Source organism: Pseudomonas syringae (genome assembly GCF_021605415.1).
In the GTDB taxonomy this organism is placed as follows: Bacteria; Pseudomonadota; Gammaproteobacteria; order Pseudomonadales; family Pseudomonadaceae; genus Aquipseudomonas; species Aquipseudomonas syringae_S.
In genome coordinates this window covers 40,183-66,294 of record NZ_WKEQ01000024.1, presented here as the reverse complement: position 1 = coordinate 66,294, position 26,112 = coordinate 40,183, and the positions used below count along the sequence as shown (strand labels likewise).

The window sequence follows — 26,112 nt, the reverse complement described above, 5'->3', positions numbered from 1 at the left end:
TCGAAAAATGCTCATGTTCAGGCGTTTGTCGGCGTCAGAACAGGAAGTACCTTTGCGCCATTGGCAGGGTCTGCGCCGGTTCGCACCACAGCAAGACCCCGTCTGCCTTGACCTGGTACGTCTGCGGATCAACGTCAATGTCCGGCAGATAGTCGTTGTGGATCAAATCGGTTTTCTGCACATCGCGGCAACCCTTCACCACGGCGATTTGCTTCTTCAGTCCGAGCGCTTCGGGTAGCCCGGCCTTCTGCGCCGCCTGACTGATGAACGTCAGGCTGGTGGCATGCAACGAGCCGCCGTAGCTGGCGAACATCGGTCGGTAGTGCACCGGTTGCGGTGTCGGAATCGACGCGTTGGCGTCGCCCATCAGGCTTGCCGCAATGGCGCCTCCCTTGAGAATCAGTGTCGGCTTGACCCCGAAAAATGCCGGACGCCACAACACCAGATCCGCCCATTTGCCCACTTCGATCGAACCCACTTCATGGCTGATGCCGTGGGTGATTGCCGGGTTGATGGTGTATTTGGCGATGTAGCGCTTGGCGCGGAAATTGTCATTGCCCTCGCCGTCCTGGGGCAGCGGGCCGCGCTGTTTTTTCATCTTGTCGGCGGTCTGCCAGGTGCGCGTGATGACCTCGCCGACGCGGCCCATGGCCTGGCTGTCGGAGCTGATCATCGAGAACGCGCCGAGGTCGTGGAGGATGTCTTCGGCGGCAATCGTCTCGCGGCGGATGCGGCTCTCGGCGAACGCCACGTCCTCGGCAATGCTCGGGTCGAGGTGGTGGCAGACCATCAGCATGTCGAGGTGTTCGTCGATGGTGTTGCGGGTGAACGGCCGGGTCGGGTTGGTCGAGCTCGGCAACACGTTGGCGAAACCGCAGGCCTTGATGATGTCCGGCGCATGGCCGCCACCGGCACCCTCGGTGTGATAGGTGTGGATGGTGCGGCCCTTGAACGCGGCGAGCGTGGTTTCGACGAAGCCGGACTCGTTGAGGGTGTCGGTGTGGATCGCCACCTGCACGTCGAACTGGTCGGCGACGTTCAGGCAGTTGTCGATGCTCGCCGGGGTGGTGCCCCAGTCTTCGTGCAGCTTGAGGCCGATGGCGCCGGCCTTGACTTGCTCGATCAACGGCTCCGGCAGGCTGGCGTTGCCCTTGCCGGTGAGGCCGATGTTCATCGGGAACGCATCGGCAGCCTGGAGCATGCGTGCCAGGTGCCACGGGCCGGACGTGCAGGTCGTCGCGTTGGTGCCCGTGGCCGGGCCGGTGCCACCGCCGATCATGGTGGTGACGCCGCTCATCAGCGCTTCTTCAATCTGCTGCGGGCAGATGAAGTGGATGTGCGTGTCGACGCCACCTGCCGTGAGGATCATGCCTTCGCCGGCGATCACTTCGGTGCTGGCGCCGATGGCGATATTCACATTGGGCTGCACGTCCGGATTACCGGCCTTGCCGATGGCGGCGATGCGCCCGTCCTTCAGGCCGACGTCGGCTTTGACGATGCCCCAATGGTCGATGATCAGCGCGTTAGTGATGAGCGTGTCGACCACCTCAGCGGCGAGCAACTGGCTCTGGCCCTGACCGTCGCGAATGACTTTGCCGCCACCGAATTTCACTTCTTCACCGTAGGTGGTGAAGTCTTTTTCGACTTCGATCCACAGTTCGGTGTCGGCCAGTCGGACTTTGTCGCCGACGGTGGGGCCGAACATGTCGGCGTAGGCTTGTCGGGAAATCTTCAATTACTCGTTCCTCGTCATTGAGCTGCAAGCTGCAAGCTGCAAGCCTCAAGAAAAAGCAGATAGGGGTAACGCCGAAAACTGCTTGTACTTGCAGCTTGGGGCTTGAAGCTTGTTGCTGAAGTCGATCTATAACTCGCCCATGATTTTTCCTGCAAACCCAAACACCCGACGCAATCCCGCCAGCTCGACAAGTTCGACTTCGCGGCTTTGCCCCGGCTCGAAGCGCACGGCGGTGCCGGCCGGGATGTTCAGGCGCATGCCACGGCTGGCGGCGCGGTCGAAGGTCAGGGCGTCGTTGGTTTCGAAAAAGTGATAGTGCGAACCGACCTGGATCGGCCGGTCGCCGCTGTTGGCCACTTTCAGGCTGACCGTGCGGCGGCCGACGTTGAGTTCGATGTCGCCGGGCTGGATCTGGTATTCACCGGGAATCATCACTGGGCTCCTTGCAGAATCTTGTAGTAGAGGGCGGTCGCCCGGTAAGTGCCGCTCGGGTCGCAGGCGTAATCGGGGATTTCCCCGGCGCGGGTGTAGCCCAGCGCTTTGTAGAAGTCTTCAGCGGGGGAGCCGGCCTCGGTGTCGAGGTACAACAGGCCGCGCTTGTATTGACGTGCCGCCAGTTCCAGCGCCGTCATCAGTTGCTGGCCAAGACCGCGTCGGCGGGCATGTTCGCGTACCAGCAGCTTTTGCACCTCGGCACGGTTCAAGCCGTTGGCCTTCTGGCACAGGGTCAACTGCACGCTGGCCTGCACTTGTTCATCTTTGACCACCACCCACAGCAACACATTGCCTTTGTTCAGGTTGTCCTGAACGTCATCGAAATAAGCGCGAGCCTGCGTCGCGTCGAGGTCGGCCATGAAGCCCACGCTGGCGCCATAACCGACGGCGTCGAGTAGCAGGTCGATCAGGCCCTGACGATAGTGCGCAAAACTTTCGGCATTGACGCGTCGCAGTTGGGCGGCGTTCATCGGTGTCACTCCTTGTTGGCGGGTGGCGGCTCCGCGCCAGGATTGAGGGTCAGTTGCATAAACGTCAGATCGAGCCAGCGACCGAATTTGGTGCCGACCTGAGGCATCTGACCGGTGATGATGAACCCCATGCGTTCATGCAGACGAATGGACGCGGCGTTACCGCTTTCAATGGCGGCGACCATCACATGCTTGTCGCAGGTCTTCGCCCGCTCGATCAGTGCAGTCATCAATTGCGGGCCGAGGCCGTTGCCGCGTTGATCGCTGCGCACGTAGACCGAATGCTCGACGGTATGACGGAAACCGTCGAACGGCCGCCAGTCACCGAACGAAGCGTAGCCGAGCACGCTGTTGTCGGCGTCGACGATCACCAGGATCGGATAGGCCTGAGACTGGCGAGCACTGAACCACGCCTGGCGATTGCCAAGGTCGACGGCCTGTTCGTTCCAGATCGCCGTGGTGTTGAGCACTGCATCGTTGTAGATGTCGCGGATCGCCGGCAGGTCGGCATGCAGTGCATCGCGAATGGTGTAATTCATGACCCGGCCTCAGACAATCGGTTGGTGGACGGTGACCAGTTTGGTGCCGTCGGGGAACGTCGCTTCGACCTGAATCTCCGGAATCATTTCCGGGATGCCGTCCATCACTTGTTCGCGATTCAGCAAGGTCGTGCCGAAATGCATCAGCTCGGCAACAGTCTGGCCGTCACGGGCGCCTTCAAGCAGGGCGGCGGAAATGTAGGCCATGGCTTCCGGGTAATTGAGCTTCACGCCACGGGCCAGGCGCCTTTCGGCGACGAGGCCGGCGGTGAAGATCAGCAGCTTGTCTTTTTCGCGTGGGGTCAGATCCATTGTGGGTATCCATCAGGGCAGATAAAAAATGTGTTCGGTGCTGTAAACACATCCCTTTGTAGAAGTGAGCCTGCTCGCGATATCGGACTGATATTCGACACGTGTGTCGACTGACACGCCGTCATCGCGAGCAGGCTCACTCCTACAGAGAATTGCATTTCAGGTGTTCCAGATTCGCGGTGGCAGGGCTTCGCGGCCAAGCAACGCCGGGCGCAGCAGGCGCCATAATTCGATCAACCAGGCTCGGGCGAGCATTGCTTCACTGGCCAGGCAACGGGCGATCAAAAGGCCCGGCAACTGGGTCAGGTCGCCGCGCACGTGATGGCTCAACGAGCGGCAGCGCTCCAGCAGATCTGCATCGATTTCACCGGTCACCAGCAACGTCGCAAACACCGGTTGCCCATCCAGGCCAATCGGCGAGTCGAGCAAACCATCGCCCCCGACAATGCGCTGACGTTCATGCCACAGCAAGCGGCCATCGCGGCGGATATCCAGGTGCGACTGAAAATGCCCGAGGTCGAAACGCTCGCCACTGGCCGGACGCCCTAACGCCACGACATCCCAGTAGAACAATCGTCCGTCACCCTCCAGGTCAATCGATGTGGTCAGTTCAGCCTGCGCGGCGCTGTAAACGATGGTTTCCTGAGGCAGCCATTCGAGGGTCGCGCCAGCGGCCACTTTCAAATCGAGCTTTTGATACGCAGGTCCCGCAGCGCGATACCACTTGGCCGCGCCGGGGCTGGTGATTTGCGCCCAGGCATCGGTGTCGACGCGGGCAGTGATGTCGAGACGGTCACCGCCGGCAATCCCGCCCGGTGGGTGAACGATGATGTGCTGGCAGACCTGCGGTCCTTCTGCGTACAGATGCTTCTGCACCCGCAACGGGCCGAGGTGACGGCGGCAAGTCGGGCGCGTGCAATCGTCGAAGCGGGCGTAAGCCAGCTCCAGCTCGGCATGCCAGCTCGGGGTAAACAGGGCAGTGTTCAACGCTGAACTCATAATTATTAATGATCGTTAGGACGCTACAGGTTAGATCGTAACGAGACCTCGCACACCCTCGGCCTCCATATTTTCCCCGCGCCCTTGCTGGACGATTTCGCCACGGGACATCACCAGGTACTGATCGGCCAGTTCGGCGGCGAAATCATAGAACTGTTCCACCAGCAAAATCGCCATGTCGCCTCGCGCTGCCAGCTTCTTGATCACCGCGCCGATCTCCTTGATCACCGATGGCTGAATACCTTCGGTGGGCTCGTCGAGGATCAGCAGACGAGGGCGGCTGGCGAGGGCGCGGCCAATCGCAAGCTGTTGTTGCTGGCCGCCGGAAAGGTCTCCGCCACGGCGGCTTTTCATTTGCAGCAGCACCGGGAACAGCTCGTAGATGAACGCCGGGACCTCCTTGGCTTCGCTGCCGGGGAAGCGCGATAGACCCATCAGCAGGTTTTCCTCGACGGTCAGTCGCCCGAAGATTTCCCGGCCCTGAGGCACGTAAGCGATACCGGCGTGAACCCGTTGATGCGGTTTGAGCGTGGTGATCGGCTTACCTTCCCAATTGACCGCGCCTTCCTTGGCCGGCAGCAGGCCCATCAGGCATTTGAGCAGCGTGGTCTTGCCCACGCCGTTACGGCCGAGCAGGCAGGTGACTTCGCCAACCTTCACGTCAAAGCTCAGGCCGCGCAGGATGTGGCTACCGCCGTAGTATTGATGCAACTTGTCGACTTGCAGCATGACTGACTTTCCTTACGTTCCCCACCGAACCCTGTGGGAGCATGATGTCGACTGACCCACCGCTATCGCTGGCAAGCCAGCTCCCACAGTGACCGTGTTTGCAGGCTCAGCGGCCGAGGTAGACCTCGATCACCCGCTCGTTTTCCTGCACTTGTTCCAGCGAACCTTCGGCCAGCACGCTGCCCTGGTGCAGCACGGTGACGTGGTCGGCAATCGAACCGACGAAGCCCATGTCATGTTCCACCACCATCAGCGAATGCTTGCCGGCCAGGCTTTTGAACAGCTCGGCGGTGAATTCGGTTTCGGCGTCGGTCATGCCCGCAACGGGTTCGTCGAGCAGCAGCAATTGCGGGTCTTGCATCAGCAACATACCGATTTCCAGAAACTGCTTCTGGCCGTGAGACAACAGGCCGGCCGGGCGATTGACCGAGGTGGTCAGGCGAATGGTGTCGAGCACTTCGCTGATGCGATCCTTCTGCTCGCCGCTCAAGCGCGCACGCAAACTGGCCCACACCGACTTGTCGGTTTTCTGCGCCAGCTCCAGGTTTTCGAACACGCTCAGGGCTTCGAACACCGTCGGCTTCTGGAACTTGCGGCCGATGCCGGCCTGGGCGATCTGCACTTCACTCATCTGCGTCAAATCGAGCGTTTCACCGAACCACGCCTTGCCGTGACTGGGCCGGGTCTTGCCGGTGATCACATCCATCAGCGTCGTCTTGCCCGCGCCGTTGGGGCCGATGATGCAGCGCAACTCGCCGACGCCGATGTACAGGTTCAGATCGTTCAGCGCCTTGAAGCCGTCGAAGCTGACGCTGATGTCTTCCAGGGTCAGGATCGTGCCGTGGCGGGTGTTGAGGCCCGGGCCGACGCGCTGTCCGAGGCCGATGGAATCGCGGCTGGTGCCGGCGTCCTTGTTCGGCTCGACGGGAAAAAAGGCCGGTTCGAGCATGAACTCGGCGCTCGCTGTGACTCTCATGATTCACCTCGTTTCTTCAGCAGACCGATCACGCCTTTGGGCAGGTACAGGGTCACAACGATGAACAACGCGCCGAGGAAAAACAGCCAGTATTCCGGGAACGCCACGGTGAACCAGCTCTTCATGCCGTTGACCACGCCTGCACCCAACAACGGGCCGATCAGCGTGCCGCGTCCGCCGAGGGCGACCCACACCGCCGCTTCGATGGAGTTGGTCGGCGACATTTCGCTCGGGTTGATGATCCCCACTTGCGGCACGTACAACGCACCGGCAAGTCCGCACAGCACCGCGCTCAACACCCACACGAACAGCTTGAAACCGCGCGGGTCGTAGCCGCAAAACATCAAGCGGTTTTCCGCATCGCGCAGCGCGGTCAGCACCCGGCCGAACTTGCTCTGCGCCAGGCGCCAGCCGATGTACAGGCTCGCCACCAGCAACAGCACGGTCGCCAGAAACAGCACCGCGCGAGTGCCCGGTTCGGTAATGCCGAAACCCAGAATCGTGCGGAAATTGGTGAAGCCGTTGTTGCCGCCGAAGCCGGTTTCGTTGCGGAAAAAAAGCAGCATCCCGGCGAACGTCAAAGCCTGGGTCATGATCGAGAAATACACGCCTTTGATCCGCGAACGGAAGGCGAAAAAACCGAACACCAGCGCCAGCAGACCCGGCGCCAACACCACCAGACACATGGCCCAGACAAAGCTGCTGGTGCCCGTCCAGTACCACGGCAATTCGCTCCACGACAGGAACGTCATGAACGCCGGCAGGCCATCACCTGCGGCTTGGCGCATCAGGTACATGCCCATCGCATAACCGCCGAGAGCGAAGAACAGGCCATGGCCCAGAGACAGCAAACCGGCGTAACCCCAGACCAGATCCAGCGCCAGTGCGACGATGGCGTAGCAGAGAATTTTGCCGACCAGCGTCAGCGTATAAGCCGAGACGTGCAGCGCATTATCCGCCGGCAACAGCGACAGCAGCGGCAAGGCAATCAGCAGCACGAGAATCACCGCGCCGATGGCGATCGTGACTTTGGGGCCGGCCTTTTGCGTGGCCGTGACTAACAGAGGCTGGTTCATCAGTCGATCACCCGTCCTTTCAGTGCGAAGAGGCCTTGCGGACGTTTCTGGATGAACAGAATGATCAGCGCGAGGATGAGGATCTTGCCGAGCACCGCACCGATCTGCGGCTCAAGAATCTTGTTGGCGATGCCTAAGCCAAACGCGGCAAACACGCTGCCGGCGAGTTGGCCGACGCCGCCGAGCACCACCACCAGGAACGAGTCGATGATGTAGCTCTGGCCCAGATCCGGGCCGACGTTGCCGATCTGACTCAGCGCGACGCCGCCGAGGCCGGCGATACCCGAGCCGAGGCCGAACGCGAGCATGTCGACGCGCCCGGTGGGTACGCCGCAGCACGCGGCCATGTTGCGGTTCTGAGTGACCGCGCGGACGTTGAGGCCGAGGCGGGTTTTGTTCAGCAGCAGCCAGGTCAGCACCACCACAAACAAGGCGAAGGCGATGATGACGATGCGGTTGTACGGCAGCACCAGATTCGGCAACACCTGAATCCCGCCGGACAGCCACTCGGGGTTCGCCACTTCGACGTTCTGCGCGCCGAACAGCAAACGGACAAGCTGGATCAGCATCAAGCTGATGCCCCAGGTGGCGAGCAAAGTTTCCAGCGGTCGGCCGTAAAGGTGGCGAATCACCGTGCGCTCCAGCGCCATGCCAATGGCGGCGGTGACGAAAAACGCCACCGGCAGGGCGATCAGCGGATAGAACTCGATGGCTTGCGGCGCGTAACGCTGGAACATCAGTTGCACGACGTAGGTCGAGTAGGCGCCGAGCATCAGCATCTCGCCGTGGGCCATGTTGATCACGCCGAGCAGGCCGAAAGTGATTGCCAGGCCCAGCGCCGCGAGTAGCAGAATCGAACCCAGAGACATGCCACTGAACGCCTGACCGAGCAGCTCGCCGATCAGCAGTTTGCGTTTGACTTGAGCCAGGCTGGTTTCGGCGGCGGTGCGCACGCCGGCATCGGCTTCGACGCCAGGTTCGAGCAAGCCTTCGAGGCGGGTGCGGGCCAGCGGATCGCCGGTCTCGCCGAGCAGGCGCACAGCTGCGAGGCGCACGGCCGGGTCGGCGTCGACCAGTTGCAGATTGGCCAGCGCCAGGCTCAGGGCACTGTGCACGGACTCGTCTTTTTCATCTGCGAGTTGCTGATCGAGGAATTTCAGCTGCGCGGGTTTGGCGCTTTTCTGCAATTGCTGCGCAGCGCCCAGACGGATTTTGGCGTCGGCGGCGAGCAATTGGTGGCTGGCCAGTGCGGTGTCGATCAGACCCCGCAGGCGATTATTCAGGCGCAAGGTTTTCGGCTGGCCGTCGACGGTCAGTACGCCTTGTTGCAGGGCGTTGATCAGTTCGACACGGGCCGGATCAGGCTGCGCGGCCCAGGCTTCGAGGAGTTTGGCTTGCTGCATGGGATTGGCGGCGACGAAGTCTTCGGCGTCGCCGGCGTGGGCGGCCATCGGCGATAGCAGAACGATGGCGAGCATGATGAAGCGGTAAAAGACAGTGGGCATAGAGAGTCGCCTTGCGCGGATGTTGTGGGAGCTGGCACGCCAGCTCCCACAGGATCAGTGTCATGCTCAAGCTTTGTGCTCAGGCCCGACGTCCAATGGCTCAGTTACTCTTCACTGCATAATCAGGCTTCTTGTCGTTGCCATCGATGAACGGGCTCCACGGCTGGGCACGGATCGGCCCTTCGGTCTGCCACACGACGTTGAACTGACCGTCGGCCTGGATCTCGCCGATCATCACCGGTTTGTGCAGGTGGTGGTTGGTCTTGTCCATGGTCAGGGTGTAGCCCGACGGCGCCGCGAAGGTCTGGCCGCCGAGGGCTTCACGAACTTTGTCGACGTCAGTGGATTTGGCTTTTTCAGCCGCTTGCGCCCACATGTGGATGCCCACGTAGGTGGCTTCCATCGGGTCGTTGGTCACGGCTTTGTCAGCGCCTGGCAGGTTGTGTTTCTTCGCGTAGGCTTTCCAGTCGGCGACGAATTTCTTGTTCGCCGGGTTCTCGACCGATTCAAAGTAGTTCCATGCCGCCAGGTTGCCCACCAACGGTTTGGTGTCGATGCCGCGCAGTTCTTCTTCGCCCACGGAGAACGCCACAACCGGCACGTCGGTGGCTTTCAGGCCCTGATTGGCCAGTTCTTTGTAGAACGGTACGTTGGAGTCGCCGTTGACCGTGGAGATCACAGCTGTCTTGCCGCCGGCCGAAAACTTCTTGATGTTGGCGACGATGGTTTGATAGTCGCTGTGACCGAACGGGGTGTAGACCTCTTCGATGTCCTTGTCCGCCACGCCTTTGGAATGCAGGAACGAGCGCAGGATTTTGTTGGTGGTACGCGGGTAGACGTAGTCGGTGCCGAGCAGGAAGTAGCGCTTGGCGCTGCCGCCTTCTTCGCTCATCAAGTATTCAACCGCCGGGATCGCTTGCTGGTTCGGCGCGGCGCCGGTGTAGAACACGTTCGGCGACATCTCTTCGCCTTCGTATTGCACCGGATAGAACAGCAGGCCGTTGAGCTCTTCGAACACCGGCAGCACTGATTTACGCGACACAGAAGTCCAGCAGCCGAACACGACGGCGACCTTGTCCTGGGTCAGCAATTGACGACCCTTTTCCGCGAACAGCGGCCAGTTCGACGCCGGGTCGACCACCACCGGCTCCAGCATCTTGCCGTTCACGCCGCCCTTGGCGTTGATCTCGTCGATGGTCATCAGCGCCATGTCTTTGAGCGACGTTTCGGAGATCGCCATGGTGCCGGACAACGAATGCAGGATCCCGACCTTGATGGTCTCGGCGGCCTGCACGGTCCAGGTCATGCCCATCGCGGCAATCGATGCCGTGAGTGTGAAAGCCTTGATCAAACTGCGACGCTTCATTGTGCGATCTCCATGAACGTTTAATTTTTCTGGTTGGCAGAGGCGGACGACTGAAGGGTCTTTAGCAAAGGCTGTGCCGGGTCGGCGTGGAGCATGAAAACGTCGTGTTAGAGCGCTCGCAGAGTTTTGCCATGCACCATCAAGGATCGCCGCGCAAGGCGTGGTGCGCAGGGTGCGCCAGATTAGGGCAGGGGAATCATTCGGCAACAATGGTGGTAACTATCTATCGCTGATGGCTCGGCGGACGCGGGCACAGTGAGTCACGTGCTCATTGAAGCGTTAACAAAGGGAGTTGCAGCGTATGAACGATCTGTCCGGCCGTGTTGCCCGAGCGGCCTATACCGGAAAAAAAGTCCGTCTGCCAAAACTGAGTCCAGCGTTCAGTAGCGAACAAGACGCCGCCTATTGGGCGCACCGCCAGATCCCCATGAATGCGGACAAGGAATATGGCAGCCTGATTCTGCAAGTATCAACGGGATGGTTCGCCGCCACGACCCCCCTGGCGGGCGAGGCACAACAATTCGACATGAGGCTGCTGCTCGAAGTCGATGCGGCCGGAAACTATGTGCCGCCGAAGGATTACACCTGCGTGGCAAGCTTTCATTCGCACATCAATCAATTCGACAAGTATCAGAGGTTAAGGCCTGATTGGGATGCAATGACCGTCAGGCTGTTCATGAGTTTTTACTCGACCGCGGATTTCGTCGCTGACGTCGCGGATCGACGTTTTTTCCCTGCGGCTTATCTTTCCGGGCCCCACGGGTCTTTGCTCCGATACGCACCTAGCGGATCTGCGGACGAAACGGCTTATTGGCAATGGATCAGGGCGGATATGCCGGCAGACAGCCCCGTCGCCGTAGCCGGAGTCGCCAATATCATCCGGCGCATGGCCACGGTTGGCGAATTGAAAGTCGTGGTGTCCAACGCTGACTGGGGCGGTTCCGTCGGCAAAGTGCCGCCAAACTGGAGGCCGGGGAAAGTGTTCAGCAAAGGTGTGCTGACGGAGCAGCCGCTGATGACTCAGATGGTCAAGACGGCAAGCCTGGCGGTTCGCATTGCACTCAGGCGTAAGAACGCGCTGACCTCGGGCCTCATCCTCAAGCAGATCAATGTGGAGAACTACATCGCGACGCTGCCAAACCACTTCGAGCCGTCGGTATGGAATCCCGAGCGCTATTTCCCGCTAGACGCCAAGGGCAGATTGAAGTTGCCGCAAGGGTATGCGCTGGAGGGTTTCTACTATGCGTCGCGCCCTGATCGTGCTGGCGTTACCCACAAGCAGCCATGGATTTCCCAGAGTTTTTTTACACCCGGCGAACTCGCATTGGCGATCGCCTGTTATGCCAAGAGCAAAGCGCTGCATCTGGCCAACCGGCCGTTGTCGCTTTATATGCAGAGCATGGACGCGGCGTTGTTGAAATACAGTTTCGCTGACTCGGCGCTGGAGGCAGCCATGAGCAAGACGCTGCCTGACGGCACCGTCACCGACGGCGGCATGCAAAAGAAACTGGACAGTGGAAAAATGCAGCCTCGCGGTTTCGTGACGGCAGTGGCCGCCGCCGGAAGACTGGAAGTGCTGCTCAACAGTTCGCTGTGGGATCGCGAAGGCCTGGTCGGGGCGGACTGGATGCCCTACGCCGATTTTACCTGGCCGGTGTTGAGCCCTGCGTTCCTGACGGCCGACGATGCCGCGCGGTACGCCCATGAAAAAGTCGGCAGACGCCGCGACCGGCAGTACGCCGGTTACGTCTTCCAGATTCCCGGCCGCCGCTTCGTGGCGACGGTGCCATTGCCGACCCAGAGCCTTTCCATCGGGCAAGGCCTGTTTTATCCCAAGGATGTTTTTGGCCAGTCGGTGTTTCCCCAAGATCATGTTCTGCACGGGCACTATGTTTCGCACGCTGCGCTCTCAACCCTCGACCTTTCAATGGTCGAGCGCTTGAAGTGGTCGCGCGAAGAAGCAGCGCTGAGCTTGCAGATGTTCACTGTCGAGGAGGCCCGACGCCTGTTGCTGGTCGACGGGCCGGTGTATTTGTCCGGATCGGCGCAAAGCCTGATCAGTTTCAAAACTGACAACTCACCCCATGCCGAGACGTTTCGACACCGTCTGGGAACGCACGAACATCCGGGTGAACTCGCCTTGGGTCTGGACAGCGGCAGCCAACGCCCCGGCGATTTTATTCGGGCGCTTGCCGGTGCGGGTCATGTGAATGTCGTTATGGCTGGCCATCTTTGGGGCGCGCGTGGACGGTTGGAACCCTCGTGGTCGATGCTATCGTCCCCGCCCGCCTGGTCACGCCCTCAACGCGTCGCATTCGGCGCCGTGTTCGCCAGCGCCGATGAGGCCGCGCAGGATCAGTACTCGCGCAATCAGAAGCCGCACGACCGTGAACAAGCCTGGTTCGGTTTCATCCTCAAGCACCGCACGCGCGAGGAGTATGTGGCCAGTGAACTGTCGCCGGTTTCCGAGCAAAGCAATGATCTCTTTCAGCCACAACGTCTGTTTAGCTGGACGCGGGAAGCACCCTGGTTCAGCTACCCCGAAGAGTTTGATCGCCATGCGTTCTTCTATTTGCGTCAACAGGTCAAGCATCCCTCAAGCAAGCCGCAGGACTGGATCGCCAACCACTTTATCCGTCCAGACGACCTGTTCGTCGCGGTGTATTACTCCAAGCGCAATACGGTCATCCCGCACCAACCTGTTCCGCTTTATCTATCAAGCCAGGACGGAGCACTGCTCAAATACGTACCGCGAGGCGACACCAGGCTGTTTGATAACGACACGCCCGACATGGGCCTGGAAGACATCAAGCAGAACCTGAAGGCGCAAAGGCTTTCCTTTACCGGTTATGTGCGAGTGGTCGCCCAAAGCGGCGAACTGAGCGTGTTGCGAAACAGCGCCTGTTGGGATCGCCTCGGTAAGGTCGATACGCAGTGGAGTCCGATGAGTAATTTTCAGCGACGCTGGCTCAGTCCCGCTTTTGAAAACCCGGATGACGCCGCGCGTTATGCCCGCTCGCAGATGCCGGCCAACGCTGACGGATCTTGCGGCGGTCTGATTCTTGAGCGCTGGGACGGCTTGTACCTGGCCACGGATCCGATCGCCATTGCACGCGAAGATTTTGACAAACAGTGGATTTATCCCGACGAGACGAAAGCCCTCGGACTGTTCCCGGACGACTGCAGGGCTGTCGCCCGTTATCGCAGCCGGCAGGTTCAAGGTTTCGAGGTACTGCTGACGGAAAGCGAAAGGCAGATTTATCTGAACATGTTGTCGGTGGACGTTTTGTTGTCGGCATTTGAACGATCCGTCCTGAATACGCTGCGAGTTGACTATCTGTTCGCCCCGGACGGTGCGGTCATTCGATATGAGGCGGGCTATCTGGATCAGTACAGAGCGGCTGCGGCACGTGCGTTTACCGACGGCAGGAAAGTGCCGGAGGATCTCAACCCCGAATTGATCAAGGCACACATACGCGATGGGACGATCAAGCCCAGCGAATGGGTGCAGGTGATGATCAGCGCCGGCTATATGCAGGTGATCACTGGCAGTGCGTTATGGGGCCAGCCACGACGGGTCACTGAGTGGCAGCCCAATCCCGTGATCGAGCTTGCGCCCGGCGACTTTGCGAAGGTGTTGGCCGATCCGCCGATGAGTCCGTTGTTTCCTCAACATGATTCCATTGCGCGCTTTGTCCACGAGGTCAAAGAGGATATCGCCGAGTTGAGTTTCGGTTTCATTCTGTGGAGCGCCAAACACAACTGTTTCGTTGCCACCCTGCCGGTGACGGAGCCGGGCCCGCACATAAAGGTCGATCGTGTGTTTGCGGACGGTGTGCTGCCGCGCAGCCATACACTGCATTCCGTTTACCTGCGGGCGCCGAAGAAAGTCTGGAACGTACGGGACGATGATCACCGGCAATTTTTCTCTCCACTGGAGATTCATCGGATCTGCGCGTTGGCCAACTATCCCGACGGTTACAAAGTCATCTATCTGTCCTGTGCCGACGGGGCGTTATTGCGATTCGAGATGGATCCATTCGATCCGGCCCCATCCCTTGACCGGTTTGGTCAGGTTCAGTTTTTACCCAACCCTTTCGCTTCGCTGGCGCAGGCTATGAGTGATGAGTACGAGATATCCGTCAACCGTTTCAAGCTGCGCGACTACATCCAGCGCATGGCGCGCGCGGGCAAACTGGAAGTTGTTCTGACGAGCACCTACTGGTCGCGCCATGGTGTCGTGGATGATACCTGGCAGCCACGCATGGCGGATGTCGATTTCGAGACCCGCTGGCGATCTAACCAGACGTTATTCCACAGTCCGGTTTACCAGCATGCCGATGATGCCGCGCGTTATGCCCACCGGCGGATGTCGTTGCGTTATGAGCCTGGAGCCGGGTTTGAAGGCGCCATTTTGCGCAAGGACAATACGCACGCGTACCTGGCACTCGAACCGCTGCCTTATGACGGTTACAGCGTGCATCCGCTTCGATTGATCTTCCGAACCGTGCATGACCTGCAACTGAAAAAACTTGCACCACTTTATCCGCACGGATACAGGGTGGTGGGCGCGCATCAGTTGCACTGGTCCGATCCTGGCGCGACACCTGAGCAGGAAGATTTCGCCGCCACGTTGATGGTTTACGCCCATACCCTTGAGCTCAAGGCCAAAGGGTTCGACATCCAGCATTATTACTATTCTTCGCCGAACGACGTTCTGCTCAAATATTCGCCCAGTTACACCGAGGCGGAAAAAGAGCTGCTGCTGGAAACCCGGGTGTTCGGCTCCTCGAACGGGACAGTCGCCTCCATAGACTTTGTCTCCCGACTCGCCAAGGCAGGCGCGGTCGACGTGTTGATCCCCGGCAGTTACTGGCAGCAACCGGGTCGACTGGATACAGGCTGGAGGAGCGACCGCTTGTATTCGCCCAAACCGCCGCTTGTTTTGATGCACGATGAGTTTTGAAGGCTGACGGTTGCGGTTGAGCCCTGAAAAATTGGCAATTGACGTTGTCGCATGACAACAGGCGCGAGTATCACGCTTGATCTCGCGCCTGATTGGCGTTTTTGCAATCAGCTATCAAGCGGGTGCTTTCGTCGCCATCCAGCGCGACAGCAACAGCCGATCCAGCAACCACACCACCACCAGCGAAGCACCCACCAACGGGAACGCCACCGCCAGTGCCAGCATGATCGCGACGCCGGTTTTCCACTTCGGCAGGTCATGGCGCAGCGGTGGCACGCCGAACTTGCCTTCTGGGCGGCGCTTCCACCAGATCACCACACCACTGACGGCACTGAGCAGGATCATCAGGCAGATCAGCAACACGATGATCTGGTTCAGCGTGCCGAACATTTTGCCTTCGTGGAGCATCACGCCGATTTCGGTGGCACGGGCAACGGTGCCGTAGTGTTCGAAACGTACATCGGCGAGAACGTTGCCCGTGTACTGATCGACATGCAGGGTTGCGTCGTTGCGCGGGTCGTCGGCAAACACGGCGATGGTGAACACGCCGGTCGCGGTGGTCGGCAGGGTGATGCTGTAGCCCGGTTCGACCTTGCGTTGACTGGCGATGTTTTGCACATCTTGCAGGCTGATGGCTGGCGCGGCGGGGCCTTGGTGCATGCCGCCGTGGGCCATGTGTTCGGCGTGGTCGCCGGACATCGGCATTGGCGTGTTTTCCATGGCCCAGGGCACGGTCTGGCGGGTGGCGCTGTTGAGGCTGCGGGCCTCGACGTCGGAGGTTGGCACGTTGTCCCACATGGCGGCCGGGAACACATTCCACACCTGGGCGTATTGCTTGCCCCAGAAACCCGTCCAGGTCATGCCGCTGAGCAACATCACCAGCAGCAATGTCGCGCCCCAGAAACCGGTGACGGCATGCAAATCCCGCCACAGCACGCGCCCGCGACTACTCAAGCGTGGCCACAAAATCCCGGCTGCCTGCCCGCGTGGCCACCACAGGAAAACGCCCGATACCACCAGCACCACGCCCCATCCGGCGGCGAGTTCGATGAGCCGGTCACCGACAGTGCCGATCATCAATTCGCCGTGGATCGCCCGGGCGATGGCTTGCAGGTTTTGCTTGGCGTCCTGCTCACCGAGGATGTCGCCGTGGTACGGATCGACAAACACGTTCAGTTCATGTCCGGCGTTCACCAGCACAAATTGAGCGCTGCGATCAGCGCTGACCGGCGGCAGGTATTGGGTGACCTGGCCTTGTGGGTAAGTTGTTTTGACCTTTTGCAGCAAGTCATCGGCAGACACCACATGATGGCCGGCCGGGACGTTGAGCAGGCTGCTGTACATCAGTTGATCGAGCTGCGGCTTGAACAGGTAAATAGTGCCGGTCAACGCCAGCATCACCATGAAAGGCGCGACGAACAATCCGGCATAAAAATGCCAACGCCAGGCCAGGTTGTAGAAATTCGGTTTGGGTTGTTTCATCACGTGTATTCCGCTTGGCATCGTTTTAGATCAAAAAGATCGCAGCCTTCGGCAGCGCCTACAGTGGGTACGCGATCTCCTGCAGGAGCTGGCGCAGCCTGCGATCCTTTGACTTTTCTTGTCGTTTACGCGATGACGGGCGGGGCGCGGGTGCGGGCGCCGGGGAAGAACGTTTGCCGGGCATGGCCCAAGCGCGGGAAGGGGACAGTGAAGGTGTTGACCGGCGGGATATTGAACGCGGTGAAAGAGCCACCGCCAGTGAGTGCCGGGCAGTTGAACAGCAGGCTGCAATAGCCGCATTTTTCCCACAGCGCGTGATGCTCGTTCTGCGGCGGGCAATGTTCAGGCGCGGCCATGCTGGCATGCGCGGCGTGATCCATGCCGGGCATGTCCATCGACATGTCCATGCTCGTTGGCATGGACATCGAGGCGTGTTGACCCATCGGCATCGACTGGGAAATCAGCGGGCCGATGAAAATCATCAACATGGCGAACAGGGCGATCCAGCTGCCGCGCGTCAGGGGGTGGCTCTGACGACGTTGCCGGGTGGGCCTGGCGCTAAGCGGGCGCATGGGCGAAGTTTGCCGAGTCGGTTACTGGGCGTGCGCGTGGTGCTGGGTATCTTCCGGCGGCTTCTTCTGCACGGCGACTTCCACCGTCACCTCACCGGCCTTTTCGAAATGCAGCGTCAGCGGGAAGCGTTTGCCATCGCTCAACAGGCTGCGGTCCTTAAGCTCCAGCAGCATGACGTGATAGGCCATCGGCGCGAAGGTCACTTCGCCGCCAGCGGGAATCGCCACGCTGGGCACCTGATCCATTTTCATCAGGTCACCTTTCATCACGTGCTCGTGGAGTTGCGCTGCGCCGGCAATCGGCGATTCGACGCTGAGCAAGCGGTCGGCGGTTTTCCCCGGGTTCTGAATCACGAAATACGCGGCGACAGTCGGCGCGTTCGGCGGCAACTCCTGCGACCACGGATGAGCGATTTCCAGCTCGCCGGCCTTGTATTCGTGAGCATTGGCGAAGCATGCAGGCAGCAACAACACAGCCAGAACGATGAGTTTGTTCAACATGGCAGTTCTCCGGAACGATTTGAGACGCAGATTCAATGCGAGAACAAATCAGGCCAGAGGCGAGGCGCGGGGATTGAGGCTCGGCCATTGCTGGCGCGGTGTGGGTATGTCGAGTGAGGAGGGCGCCACGCTGCGATTGCTTTCGAAGCGAGCGTAATACAGCTGCGGCACATGCCCCGGCAACGCCACCAGCGGCGCGGAACCTGAGCAACACCAGCAATGCTGCATGTTGGAATGATCGTCATTTTGCGGCGCTTTCTGATCGGTGACCCCGATGGAAATCGCCACCATTTTCATACCGCTGCCGGTACAGAAACTGCTCCACAACACCTGCTCTGTCGGCGACTGCGCAGCCTGCGCCATCGCACCCTGCGCCATCGCACCCGTCATCGGCATGGCGAGCATGTTGAACAGCACTGCAAAGCAGGCGATCCAGGCAATGGCAAGCCGGTGTCGGTTCATGGGACAGGTCCGTCGGGTGGGCGATCAGGCGCGGGCTATTTAGCCTGATCAGGGCCGATAAGTAAAAAAGCGTTGTGCGGTGTGGTGTCGCAGCACGACTCAGAGAGCCATTGCGTGCAATCTCAAACCCAGGGCCTTCATGACTTTGATGATAGACGCGAATTCGGGATTACCCGTGCTACTGAGTGCTTTGTATAAACTTTCACGGCCCAGCCCTGCATCGCGTGCTATTTGGGTCATGCCTTGAGCTCGGGCGATGTCGTTGAGCGCGGCTCGTATAAGAACGCCATTGCCGGCATCTTCATCAAAACAGGCATCCAGATAGGCCGCCATTTCTTCAATCTTGAATCAGCAAAAGTTCGACGATGACAGAGCTTCGAGGACTTCAGGCGTTGTAAAAAACTCCCGATCAACCCCCGCCAACACCGGCCGCTTCAACACAATCACAGGCACCCCGCGCTCGCGCGCTACCTCCAGCTTGGGCTCGGTGGCGGTGCTGCCGCTGTTTTTGCTGATCAGCACGTCGATCTGCCGGCGTTTGAACAACTCGCGCTCTTCCTCCAGCAAAAACGGCCCACGGGCGCCGATCACTTCGCAGCGGTCGTTACCGGGGTAAATGTCGAGGGCGCGCAGCGTCCAGAATTGTTCAGCAGGGATTTCGTCGAGGTGCTGTAGCGGTTCGCGGCCCAGGGTGAACAACGGGCGACGAAAGGGTTCGAGTGCGTCGGTCAGTTCAACCCAGTCACTGACTTCTCGCCAGTCGTCACCCGGTTGCGGTTGCCAGGCCGGACGGCGCAGGGCCCAGCAGGGAATGCCGGCGAGTGGCGCGGCGGTTGCGGCGTTCTGGCTGATTTGTGCGGCGTAAGGGTGGGTCGCGTCGAGCAGCAGGTCGATGCCTTCGTCGCGAATGAACTGCGCCAGACCTTCAGCACCGCCAAAGCCACCGACCCGCACTTGGCAGGTCAGATCAGTGGGCACTCGGCCCACGCCGGCGAGGCTGTAAATGTGTTCCGGCCCCAGGGTGCGAGCAATCGCCAGCGCTTCGGTAACGCCACCGAGCAACAGAATCCGTTTCATCGGAAAACTCCCGCATGGCCGACAACGCCGCCCTGACGATCAATTGCAAACACTTCGACCTGCACTTGCGCCGGCACCACGCTGCGGGCGAATTCAAGCGCATGGCGACACACTTCATCGCCGAGGGCAATGCCCGCCGCACTGGCCAATGCCAAGGCTTGCTGGCTGGTGTTGGCCTCGCGAATACCATGCTGCAAGGCTTCGTCGGCGCCAATGGTGGCAGCCCATTGCGCCAATTGCGGCAAGTCGATGCTCGAATGGCGGCTGTGCAGATCCATGTGCCCGGCGGCCAGTTTGCTGATCTTGCCGAAGCCGCCGCACAGGCTGAGTTTATCCACAGGCACTTTGCGCAAATGCTTGAGCACGGCGCCGACAAAATCGCCCATCTCGATCAGGGCGATTTCCGGCAGGTCGTAGACCCGGCGCATGGTGTCTTCGCTGGCGTTGCCGGTACACGCGGCGATGTGCAGGTAACCGTTGGTTTTGGCGACGTCGATGCCTTGATGAATTGAGGCGATGTACGCCGCGCAAGAAAAGGGCCGGACGATGCCGCTGGTGCCCAGAATCGACAAGCCGCCGAGAATGCCCAGGCGCGGGTTCATGGTTTTCAGCGCCAGGGCTTCGCCGCCCTCGACGTTGACCGTGACGTCGAAACCGCCGCGATAACCGGCTTCCTCGGCGAGCAGGTTCAAGTGATCGCTGATCATTTTGCGCGGCACCGGATTGATCGCCGGCTCGCCCACGGCCAAGACCAATCCCGGGCGGGTGACGGTGCCGACGCCCACGCCGGCGTTGAAGCGCACCCCGGCTTCGCTGCTCAATGTCACCCGCGAGTAGAGCAGGGCGCCATGCGTCACGTCCGGATCGTCGCCAGCATCCTTGATCGTCCCGGCCTCGGCGCCATCATCGGTCAACCGGCAGAACTCCAGGCGCATCTGCACCTGTTTACCTTTCGGCAAAATAATCTGCACGGCATCAGCCGCCGATCCGTCAAGCAACAGGCGTGCAGCGGCGAGGCTGGTGGCGGTGGCACAGCTGCCGGTGGTCAGGCCGCTGCGCAGGGGCGCGGGTTGTTCGGCGGTTTCGTCACGCATCGAGGGGTTTGACCAGGTCCAGCAAAGTGATCGGCAAGGCCTGGCGCCAGGTGTCGAATTCACCGAGCGGCTGCGCCTGGGCGATGTGAATGCGCGTCAGTTCGCCGCCGTGGCGTTCGCGCCAGTCCATCAGGGTCATTTCGCTTTGCAGGGTCACGGCGTTGGCGATGAGTCGGCCCCCGGGTTTGAGTTGTGCCCAGCAGGTGTCGAGCACGCCTTCGCGGGTGACACCGCCACCGATGAAAATCGCGTCGGGGCGCTCCAGATTTTCCAGTGCCTCTGGTGCGTTGCCGCGAACCAGTTGCAGACCGGGGACGCCCAGCGCATCGCGATTGTGCTCGATCAGTTGCTGGCGACCGTCATCGGCTTCGATGGCGATGGCGCGGCAGCTGGGGTGCGCGCGCATCCATTCGATGCCGATCGAGCCGCAACCGCCACCGACGTCCCAGAGCAATTCGCCGGGAGTCGGTGCGAGGCGGGCGAGGGTGATGGCGCGCACGTCGCGCTTGGTCAGTTGGCCGTCATGCTTGAAGGCTGAATCCGGCAGACCGGCGAGGCGCGACAGGCGCGGCGTATAGGCGTCGGCGAGGCATTCGATGGCGACCACGTTGAGGTCGGCGATCGGCGGATCGTTCCAGTCATTGGCGCTGCTTTCGACCCGTCGCTCAAGATCACCGCCAAGATGCTCAAACACGGTCACGCGACTCGCACCGAAGCCGCGCTCACGCAGCAAGGCCGCTACGGCGATGGGGCTCTGACCGTCGTTGCTCAGCAGCAGCAGGCGCACGCCGCTGGACAACTGTGCGTTGATGGCCGCCAACGGTCGGGCCACCAGCGACACAATCACCACGTCTTGCAACGGCCAACCCAGACGCGCAGCTGCCAGGGAGCAGGAGGACGGCGCCGGGACGATCAACATTTCGGCGCTCGGTACCTGTCGCGCGAGGCTGGCACCGACGCCGTAAAACATCGGATCACCGCTGGCCAGCACGCATACCGCTTCGCCACGGGACTCAAGCACCGGCGCGAGGCTGAACGGGCTCGGCCATGTCTGGCGTTCACCACGGATGCAAACCGGCAGCAGATCCAGTTGACGCGGGCCACCGACGATCCGCGAAGCGCCCATCAGGGCATGCCGGGCATTTTTGCCCAGGCCCTTGAAGCCGTCTTCACCGATTCCCACTACTGTCAGCCAGGGTGACATCTGTTGCCCTCAAAAATTGTCCCGAAAACGCGTCGTTCCGACGGGCAGACTTTTCATGCCGCCGGACAAAGCAGGCATAATACCGCGCCTTCGCCCGCGAAGCGCTTATCCCTCAGAGCCAGCCGTCCTTTGAACGAACGCCCGATGTCCACCGCCATACGCCCCTCGGCCTGCCCGGGGTTGCTGCGTATCGTCCAGGCACTGGACGGCGGCATCTGTCGGATCAAGCTCAATGGCGGCTCAATCGGCGCCGAACAGGCCGAGGCGGTGGCCGATGCCGCCGAACGCTTTGCCGGCGGCGCCATCGAGGCGACCAACCGTGCCAACTTGCAGATTCGCGGGATCGGCCCACAGTCCGCCGCACTGATCGAGCGCTTGCTGGCTGCTGGTCTTGGGCCTCGCACAGCGGCGGGCGACGATGTGCGCAATCTGATGCTCAGCCCGGCCGCCGGCATCGACCGGCAGATGCGTTTCGACACGCGCCCCCTGGCCGAACAGATTCTCGACACGCTGCAAAGCCATCCGCGTTTTCATGAATTGAGCGCCAAATTCGCCGTGCAACTGGATGGCGGTGAAGCGCTGGCGATGCTCGAGCATCACCACGATCTCTGGCTGTCGGCGTATGAGCAGCACGGCCAGCAACGACTGGCTTTCGGTCTGGCGGGTTGTCCGACGGATCGCGCATTGGCGGCGGTGAGTCTTGAAAATGGGCACGCACTGGTGGTTGCCGTGCTTGAGCTGTTTCTTGATCTGGCCCGGCCCGAGCAGACGCGTATGCGCCACCTGCTGGAGGAATGGCCGGCGCTGGAATTGCTCGATCAGTTGCGCTCACGGGTAGCGTTGAAACCTGTCAGTGATTGGCAACGTCCTTCGGCGGCCGATCACCTGCACATCGGCGTGCATGCGCAGCCTGTGAAGGGGCTGGTTTACGTCGGTGCCGTGCCGCCACTGGGACGGCTCGATCCGCCGATGCTGCGCGGCATTGCGCAACTGGCTCGCACATTCGGCGATGGCAGTGTGCGTTTCACACCGTGGCAAAGCGTGTTGTTGCCCGACGTGCCTGAGGCCGATGCGGCTGACGTTGTCCAGGCACTGAAGAGGTTGGGACTGCTTTGCGATGCCAGCGAGCCGCTGTCCCGCCTGATCGCCTGCACCGGCTCCAACGGTTGCGGCAAAGGCCTGGCCGACACCAAACACGACGCCCGTCGATTGGCGGCATTGTTGCCATCGGCAGAATCCGTTCATCTTTCCGGCTGCTCGCGCTCCTGCGCCGCCGCCCACTGTGCCCCAGTGACGTTGCTGGCCGTCAGTCCCGGTCATTACGATCTCTATTTTCGCGATGCCGCGCAGCCGGGTTTCGGCGCGCTGCACGCACACAATCTGACTATTGAAGCGGTCGCGACCCTGCTCGCCGCCCGCTCACGGAGCCCCTTTAATGCTTGATTACATCCGCGACGGTCAGGAGATCTATCGCAACTCCTTCGCGATCATTCGCCGCGAGGCCGACCTGTCGCGCATCCCGGCCGACCTGGAAAAACTCGCGGTTCGGGTGATTCACGCCTGCGGCATGGTCGAGGCCATCGACGGCCTGCAATTCTCCGAAGGCGCTGGCAAGGCCGGGCGTGATGCACTGGCGGCCGGTGCGCCGATTTTGTGTGATGCGCGGATGGTCAGCGAAGGCGTGACCCGCGCGCGCCTGCCAGCCAACAACGAAGTGATCTGCACCTTGCGCGATGAAAGCGTGCCGCACTTGGCTCGTGAGCTGGGCAATACCCGTTCCGCTGCGGCGCTGGAACTGTGGCGTCCGCACCTGGAAGGCAGTGTTGTGGTGATTGGCAATGCGCCAACCGCGCTGTTTTACCTGCTGGAAATGCTCGATGCCGGCGCACCGAAACCGGCGCTGATTCTTGGCTTTCCGGTGGGCTTCGTCGGGGCTGCCGAATCCAAGGCAGCGCTGGCGGCCGACAGTCGTGGCGTGCCGTTTGTGATCATGCAAGGTCGCCTGGGCGGCAGCGCCATGGCGGCCGCCGCGATCAATGCCCTCGCCACGGAGATCGAATGATGCAGTCAACAGGACGTTTGATCGGCCTGGGCGTGGGCCCCGGTGATCCGGAGCTGATTACCGTCAAGGCTCTGCGCCTGCTGCGCGAATCGCCGGTCGTGGCGTACTTCGTGGCCAAGGGCAAGAAGGGTAATGCGTTCGGCATCATCGAGGCACACCTGCAAGATGCGCAGAATCTGTTGCCGCTGGTGTACCCGGTGACCACCGAAGTGCTGCCGGCGCCGTTGTCCTATGAACAAGTGATCAGCGATTTCTACGACGAAGCGGCCGAAGCGGTGGCCGCGCATCTGGACGCCGGTCGCGATGTGGCGGTGATCTGTGAAGGCGATCCGTTCTTCTACGGCTCCTACATGTATCTGCATGATCGCCTCGCGACCCGTTACGAAGCTGAAGTGGTGCCGGGCGTTTGCTCGATGCTTGGCGGCGCATCGGTGCTGGGTGCGCCGCTGGTGTATCGCAATCAGAGTTTGTCGGTGCTGTCCGGTGTGCTGCCACACGAAGATCTCAAGCGACGTCTGGCCGATGCCGACGCAGCGGTGATCATGAAACTGGGGCGCAACTTTCCGAAGGTGCGGCAGGTGCTCGAGGAGCTCGGTCTGGCCGAGCGGGCGCTGTACGTCGAGCGCGCGACCATGGCCAATCAGAAAATCGTGCCACTGGATCAGGTCGAGCCGATGTCCTCGCCGTACTTCTCGCTGATCATCGTGCCCGGTGAACGGTGGCAAGGTTGATGGCCTTCAGTGCGCCGGCCATCGTCATTCTGGGGCAGGGCAGTCTCGCGACAGCGCGCCGATTGCAGCAGGTGTATCCGGCGGCGTTGATCCACGGTCTTGCCGGTCGGGTCGAAGGGGCCGACCGCACTTATCAGGTATTCGGTACGACGCTGCGAGATTTGTACCAGCAAGACACGCCGATCATTGCCCTGTGCGCGGCCGGCATCGTGATTCGCACGCTGGCGCCGTTGCTGCTGGAAAAAGGCGTCGAACCGCCAGTGCTGGCCGTCGCCGAGGACGGCAGCGCCGTGGTGCCGTTGCTCGGTGGGCTCGGCGGGGTGAACGTTATGGCCCGCGAAATAGCCTCGGCGTTTGAAGTTACAGCGGCAATCACCACCAGCGGTGAGCTGCGTTTCGGTACCTGCCTGCTCAATCCGCCGAGTGGCTATGCCCTCGGCGACCTGGAGTCGGGCAAGCGTTTTGTCTCCGATCTGCTGGCCGGGCACAGCGTACGTATCGAAGGTGCCGCGCCGTGGCTTGAGCAAGCGCAGTTGCCGGAAGATCCACAAGCACAGCGCTCGATTCATGTCGGCAGCGCCGCGCGTGAGGTCAGCGCAAATGAACTGTTGATCTATCCGCGCAGCGTTGCTGTGGCGGTGGACGCGGGTGTCGCTGAGTTGCCGCAGACGATTCGCGCCGCGTTGCAGCAAGCGAACGTCGCGTCGCAATCCTTGGCTTGCCTGATCGCGGCTGACACGCAAATGGCTGATTCGGGTTTGCGCGAGGCGGCGCTGGAACTGGACGTGCCGCTGCGATTTGTGACAGCGGCGCAAAGTACTGGCGTATTGGCGCAAAACGCGTTGCCGGCAGCGGCAATCATCAAGGTTGTCGAGGGCATCGCCATCGCTGTGGCCGAGCAGCCGCTGGACGTGAATCTGATCGGTCGCCCACGTGGACGACTGGCAGTGATCGGTCTCGGCCCCGGCGCTGCGGAACTGATGGTGCCAGCGGTGAAAGCCGAACTGGCCCGCGCCACCGACGTGCTCGGTTATGAAACCTATGTGCGCATGGCGGGGCCGTTTCGCCCGGATCAGATCCAGCACTGCACCGATAACCGCGAGGAAATGCAGCGCGCTCGCCACGCCTTTGAGCTCGCCGCGCAGGGTCGCTCGGTGATCGTTGTGTCCTCAGGCGATCCGGGTGTGTTCGCCATGGCGGCGGCGGTGCTCGAGGCGTTGCATGAATCGAGCGACCCGGCGTGGCACAACGTCGATCTGGAGATCCTGCCAGGCGTGTCGGCGTCGCTGGCCACCGCTGCTCAAGCCGGTGCGCCGTTGGGTCATGACTTCTGCGTCATGTCGCTCTCGGACAATCTCAAGCCTTGGTCGATCATCGAGAAGCGTCTGGATCTGGCCGCCGAAGCGGATCTGGCGCTAGCGTTTTACAACCCGATCTCACGTTCCCGACCATGGCAACTGGGCCGGGCGCTGGACATCGTCGCCGCGCATCGGTCGCCTGAAACACCCGTGGTGCTTGGGCGAGACATCGGGCGACCGGGCCAGACACTGCGCGTCACCACGTTGGGGCAACTGACGCCCGATCAAGTCGACATGCGCACCATGGTGTTGGTGGGCTCTTCCACGACATGCACATTCCCGCGACCGGGCGGCGGTGAATGGGTATACACGCCACGCTGGTATGGCAGCAAGCCTGGGTCTTGAAGACGACGCGGCCGTTTCGGGCCGCATTGTTTTGCTGAAGCCGCACGCATCCAGAA

The 26,112-nt window shown here is 61.2% G+C and carries 24 protein-coding genes; 5 read left to right on the top strand and 19 right to left on the bottom strand.

The features are described from left to right. Window positions 1-34: 34 nt before the first annotated feature. The 11 genes from ureC to urtA all read right to left on the bottom strand — a co-directional run bounded on the left by ureC (window position 35) and on the right by urtA (window position 10,202). Window positions 35-1,735: an urease subunit alpha gene (gene ureC / locus GIW69_RS17345; protein WP_236484024.1), complete on the bottom strand. Its 1,701-nt coding sequence runs from the start codon at window positions 1,733-1,735 to the stop codon at window positions 35-37. A gap of 126 nt (window positions 1,736-1,861) precedes the next feature. Then, entirely contained in the window at window positions 1,862-2,167 is a 306-nt protein-coding gene (locus GIW69_RS17340; protein WP_236484023.1) for an urease subunit beta, read from the bottom strand. After that, on the bottom strand, window positions 2,167-2,700 hold the full coding sequence (locus GIW69_RS17335; protein ID WP_236484022.1) for a GNAT family N-acetyltransferase: 534 nt from the start codon (window positions 2,698-2,700) through the stop codon (window positions 2,167-2,169). Before GIW69_RS17335 ends, GIW69_RS17340 begins: the two co-directional genes overlap by 1 nt. Before the next feature lie 5 nt (window positions 2,701-2,705). Then, the gene (locus GIW69_RS17330) at window positions 2,706-3,239 is read right to left on the bottom strand and encodes a GNAT family N-acetyltransferase (protein ID WP_236484021.1); all 534 of its coding nucleotides are present in this window, start codon (window positions 3,237-3,239) and stop codon (window positions 2,706-2,708) included. A 9-nt stretch (window positions 3,240-3,248) separates the two neighbouring features. After that, a complete protein-coding gene (locus tag GIW69_RS17325) occupies window positions 3,249-3,551 on the bottom strand; it encodes an urease subunit gamma (protein ID WP_236484020.1) in 303 nt (100 codons plus the stop codon). Between the two features lie 159 nt (window positions 3,552-3,710). Then, window positions 3,711-4,550 carry an urease accessory protein UreD gene (locus GIW69_RS17320; protein ID WP_236484019.1) on the bottom strand — a complete coding sequence of 280 codons (840 nt, stop codon included), beginning with the start codon at window positions 4,548-4,550 and terminating at the stop codon, window positions 3,711-3,713. A 30-nt stretch (window positions 4,551-4,580) separates the two neighbouring features. Continuing rightward, entirely contained in the window at window positions 4,581-5,279 is a 699-nt protein-coding gene (gene urtE, locus GIW69_RS17315; protein ID WP_236484018.1) for an urea ABC transporter ATP-binding subunit UrtE, read from the bottom strand. 106 nt (window positions 5,280-5,385) lie between these two features. Continuing rightward, window positions 5,386-6,255 carry an urea ABC transporter ATP-binding protein UrtD gene (urtD, locus tag GIW69_RS17310; RefSeq protein WP_236484017.1) on the bottom strand — a complete coding sequence of 290 codons (870 nt, stop codon included), beginning with the start codon at window positions 6,253-6,255 and terminating at the stop codon, window positions 5,386-5,388. After that, the gene (urtC, locus tag GIW69_RS17305; RefSeq protein ID WP_236484016.1) at window positions 6,252-7,331 is read right to left on the bottom strand and encodes an urea ABC transporter permease subunit UrtC; all 1,080 of its coding nucleotides are present in this window, start codon (window positions 7,329-7,331) and stop codon (window positions 6,252-6,254) included. Before urtC ends, urtD begins: the two co-directional genes overlap by 4 nt. Then, window positions 7,331-8,836, bottom strand: a complete 1,506-nt coding sequence (gene urtB / locus GIW69_RS17300) for an urea ABC transporter permease subunit UrtB (protein ID WP_236484015.1) — start codon at window positions 8,834-8,836, stop codon at window positions 7,331-7,333. The genes urtC and urtB overlap by 1 nt, the downstream gene beginning before the upstream one ends. A gap of 100 nt (window positions 8,837-8,936) precedes the next feature. Next, the gene (gene urtA / locus GIW69_RS17295; protein WP_236484014.1) at window positions 8,937-10,202 is read right to left on the bottom strand and encodes an urea ABC transporter substrate-binding protein; all 1,266 of its coding nucleotides are present in this window, start codon (window positions 10,200-10,202) and stop codon (window positions 8,937-8,939) included. A gap of 301 nt (window positions 10,203-10,503) precedes the next feature. Between urtA and GIW69_RS17290 the strand changes: the two genes are divergently transcribed. Continuing rightward, window positions 10,504-15,168 carry a DUF4329 domain-containing protein gene (locus GIW69_RS17290; protein ID WP_236484013.1) on the top strand — a complete coding sequence of 1,555 codons (4,665 nt, stop codon included), beginning with the start codon at window positions 10,504-10,506 and terminating at the stop codon, window positions 15,166-15,168. 114 nt (window positions 15,169-15,282) lie between these two features. On the opposite strand, the gene GIW69_RS17285 is transcribed toward GIW69_RS17290, so the two are convergent. The 8 genes from GIW69_RS17285 to cbiE all read right to left on the bottom strand — a co-directional run bounded on the left by GIW69_RS17285 (window position 15,283) and on the right by cbiE (window position 21,560). After that, window positions 15,283-16,650 (bottom strand): PepSY-associated TM helix domain-containing protein, encoded by a 1,368-nt coding sequence (locus GIW69_RS17285; protein ID WP_236484012.1) that lies wholly within the window; start codon window positions 16,648-16,650, stop codon window positions 15,283-15,285. A 125-nt stretch (window positions 16,651-16,775) separates the two neighbouring features. Beyond that, the gene (locus GIW69_RS17280; protein WP_236484011.1) at window positions 16,776-17,222 is read right to left on the bottom strand and encodes a DUF2946 domain-containing protein; all 447 of its coding nucleotides are present in this window, start codon (window positions 17,220-17,222) and stop codon (window positions 16,776-16,778) included. A 21-nt stretch (window positions 17,223-17,243) separates the two neighbouring features. Then, window positions 17,244-17,723, bottom strand: coding sequence for a copper chaperone PCu(A)C (locus GIW69_RS17275; protein WP_236484010.1), 480 nt, complete (start codon window positions 17,721-17,723; stop codon window positions 17,244-17,246). Between the two features lie 48 nt (window positions 17,724-17,771). After that, window positions 17,772-18,185, bottom strand: a complete 414-nt coding sequence (locus tag GIW69_RS17270) for a DUF2946 domain-containing protein (RefSeq protein WP_236484009.1) — start codon at window positions 18,183-18,185, stop codon at window positions 17,772-17,774. Window positions 18,186-18,284: 99 nt separating this feature from the next. Next, the gene (locus GIW69_RS17265) at window positions 18,285-18,518 is read right to left on the bottom strand and encodes an addiction module antidote protein (RefSeq protein WP_236484008.1); all 234 of its coding nucleotides are present in this window, start codon (window positions 18,516-18,518) and stop codon (window positions 18,285-18,287) included. A 15-nt stretch (window positions 18,519-18,533) separates the two neighbouring features. Next, on the bottom strand, window positions 18,534-19,262 hold the full coding sequence (locus tag GIW69_RS17260) for a cobalt-precorrin-6A reductase (RefSeq protein WP_236484007.1): 729 nt from the start codon (window positions 19,260-19,262) through the stop codon (window positions 18,534-18,536). Beyond that, entirely contained in the window at window positions 19,259-20,356 is a 1,098-nt protein-coding gene (locus GIW69_RS17255; RefSeq protein WP_236484006.1) for a cobalt-precorrin-5B (C(1))-methyltransferase, read from the bottom strand. Before GIW69_RS17255 ends, GIW69_RS17260 begins: the two co-directional genes overlap by 4 nt. Then, the gene (cbiE, locus tag GIW69_RS17250) at window positions 20,349-21,560 is read right to left on the bottom strand and encodes a precorrin-6y C5,15-methyltransferase (decarboxylating) subunit CbiE (RefSeq protein WP_236484005.1); all 1,212 of its coding nucleotides are present in this window, start codon (window positions 21,558-21,560) and stop codon (window positions 20,349-20,351) included. Before cbiE ends, GIW69_RS17255 begins: the two co-directional genes overlap by 8 nt. Before the next feature lie 144 nt (window positions 21,561-21,704). Here cbiE and cobG point away from each other — a divergent pair, with 144 nt between their 5' ends. The 4 genes from cobG to cobJ are packed head-to-tail and all read left to right on the top strand — an operon-like array spanning window position 21,705 to window position 26,056. Then, complete coding sequence (cobG, locus tag GIW69_RS17245; protein WP_496570931.1) at window positions 21,705-23,003, top strand: precorrin-3B synthase; 1,299 nt, start codon at window positions 21,705-21,707, stop codon at window positions 23,001-23,003. Then, window positions 22,996-23,622, top strand: coding sequence for a precorrin-8X methylmutase (locus tag GIW69_RS17240; protein ID WP_236484004.1), 627 nt, complete (start codon window positions 22,996-22,998; stop codon window positions 23,620-23,622). The genes cobG and GIW69_RS17240 overlap by 8 nt, the downstream gene beginning before the upstream one ends. Then, complete coding sequence (locus tag GIW69_RS17235; protein WP_236484044.1) at window positions 23,622-24,353, top strand: precorrin-2 C(20)-methyltransferase; 732 nt, start codon at window positions 23,622-23,624, stop codon at window positions 24,351-24,353. Before GIW69_RS17240 ends, GIW69_RS17235 begins: the two co-directional genes overlap by 1 nt. Then, window positions 24,353-26,056, top strand: coding sequence for a precorrin-3B C(17)-methyltransferase (gene cobJ / locus GIW69_RS17230; RefSeq protein ID WP_236484003.1), 1,704 nt, complete (start codon window positions 24,353-24,355; stop codon window positions 26,054-26,056). The genes GIW69_RS17235 and cobJ overlap by 1 nt, the downstream gene beginning before the upstream one ends. Window positions 26,057-26,112 lie beyond the last annotated feature (56 nt).

Excerpts from the sequence above, each read along its gene's own strand:
- GIW69_RS17340 (WP_236484023.1), bottom strand. The coding sequence starts at position 2,167 with ATGATTCCCGGTGAATACCAGATCCAGCCCGGCGACATCGAACTCAAC.
- GIW69_RS17335 (WP_236484022.1), bottom strand. The coding sequence starts at position 2,700 with ATGAACGCCGCCCAACTGCGACGCGTCAATGCCGAAAGTTTTGCGCAC.
- GIW69_RS17330 (WP_236484021.1), bottom strand. The coding sequence starts at position 3,239 with ATGAATTACACCATTCGCGATGCACTGCATGCCGACCTGCCGGCGATC.
- GIW69_RS17325 (WP_236484020.1), bottom strand. The coding sequence starts at position 3,551 with ATGGATCTGACCCCACGCGAAAAAGACAAGCTGCTGATCTTCACCGCC.
- GIW69_RS17320 (WP_236484019.1), bottom strand. The coding sequence starts at position 4,550 with ATGAGTTCAGCGTTGAACACTGCCCTGTTTACCCCGAGCTGGCATGCC.
- urtE (WP_236484018.1), bottom strand. The coding sequence starts at position 5,279 with ATGCTGCAAGTCGACAAGTTGCATCAATACTACGGCGGTAGCCACATC.
- urtD (WP_236484017.1), bottom strand. The coding sequence starts at position 6,255 with ATGAGAGTCACAGCGAGCGCCGAGTTCATGCTCGAACCGGCCTTTTTT.
- urtC (WP_236484016.1), bottom strand. The coding sequence starts at position 7,331 with ATGAACCAGCCTCTGTTAGTCACGGCCACGCAAAAGGCCGGCCCCAAA.
- urtB (WP_236484015.1), bottom strand. The coding sequence starts at position 8,836 with ATGCCCACTGTCTTTTACCGCTTCATCATGCTCGCCATCGTTCTGCTA.
- urtA (WP_236484014.1), bottom strand. The coding sequence starts at position 10,202 with ATGAAGCGTCGCAGTTTGATCAAGGCTTTCACACTCACGGCATCGATT.
- GIW69_RS17290 (WP_236484013.1), top strand. The coding sequence starts at position 10,504 with ATGAACGATCTGTCCGGCCGTGTTGCCCGAGCGGCCTATACCGGAAAA.
- GIW69_RS17285 (WP_236484012.1), bottom strand. The coding sequence starts at position 16,650 with ATGAAACAACCCAAACCGAATTTCTACAACCTGGCCTGGCGTTGGCAT.
- GIW69_RS17280 (WP_236484011.1), bottom strand. The coding sequence starts at position 17,222 with ATGCGCCCGCTTAGCGCCAGGCCCACCCGGCAACGTCGTCAGAGCCAC.
- GIW69_RS17275 (WP_236484010.1), bottom strand. The coding sequence starts at position 17,723 with ATGTTGAACAAACTCATCGTTCTGGCTGTGTTGTTGCTGCCTGCATGC.
- GIW69_RS17270 (WP_236484009.1), bottom strand. The coding sequence starts at position 18,185 with ATGAACCGACACCGGCTTGCCATTGCCTGGATCGCCTGCTTTGCAGTG.
- GIW69_RS17265 (WP_236484008.1), bottom strand. The coding sequence starts at position 18,518 with ATGGCGGCCTATCTGGATGCCTGTTTTGATGAAGATGCCGGCAATGGC.
- GIW69_RS17260 (WP_236484007.1), bottom strand. The coding sequence starts at position 19,262 with ATGAAACGGATTCTGTTGCTCGGTGGCGTTACCGAAGCGCTGGCGATT.
- GIW69_RS17255 (WP_236484006.1), bottom strand. The coding sequence starts at position 20,356 with ATGCGTGACGAAACCGCCGAACAACCCGCGCCCCTGCGCAGCGGCCTG.
- cbiE (WP_236484005.1), bottom strand. The coding sequence starts at position 21,560 with ATGTCACCCTGGCTGACAGTAGTGGGAATCGGTGAAGACGGCTTCAAG.
- cobG (WP_496570931.1), top strand. The coding sequence starts at position 21,705 with ATGTCCACCGCCATACGCCCCTCGGCCTGCCCGGGGTTGCTGCGTATC.
- GIW69_RS17240 (WP_236484004.1), top strand. The coding sequence starts at position 22,996 with ATGCTTGATTACATCCGCGACGGTCAGGAGATCTATCGCAACTCCTTC.
- GIW69_RS17235 (WP_236484044.1), top strand. The coding sequence starts at position 23,622 with ATGCAGTCAACAGGACGTTTGATCGGCCTGGGCGTGGGCCCCGGTGAT.
- cobJ (WP_236484003.1), top strand. The coding sequence starts at position 24,353 with ATGGCCTTCAGTGCGCCGGCCATCGTCATTCTGGGGCAGGGCAGTCTC.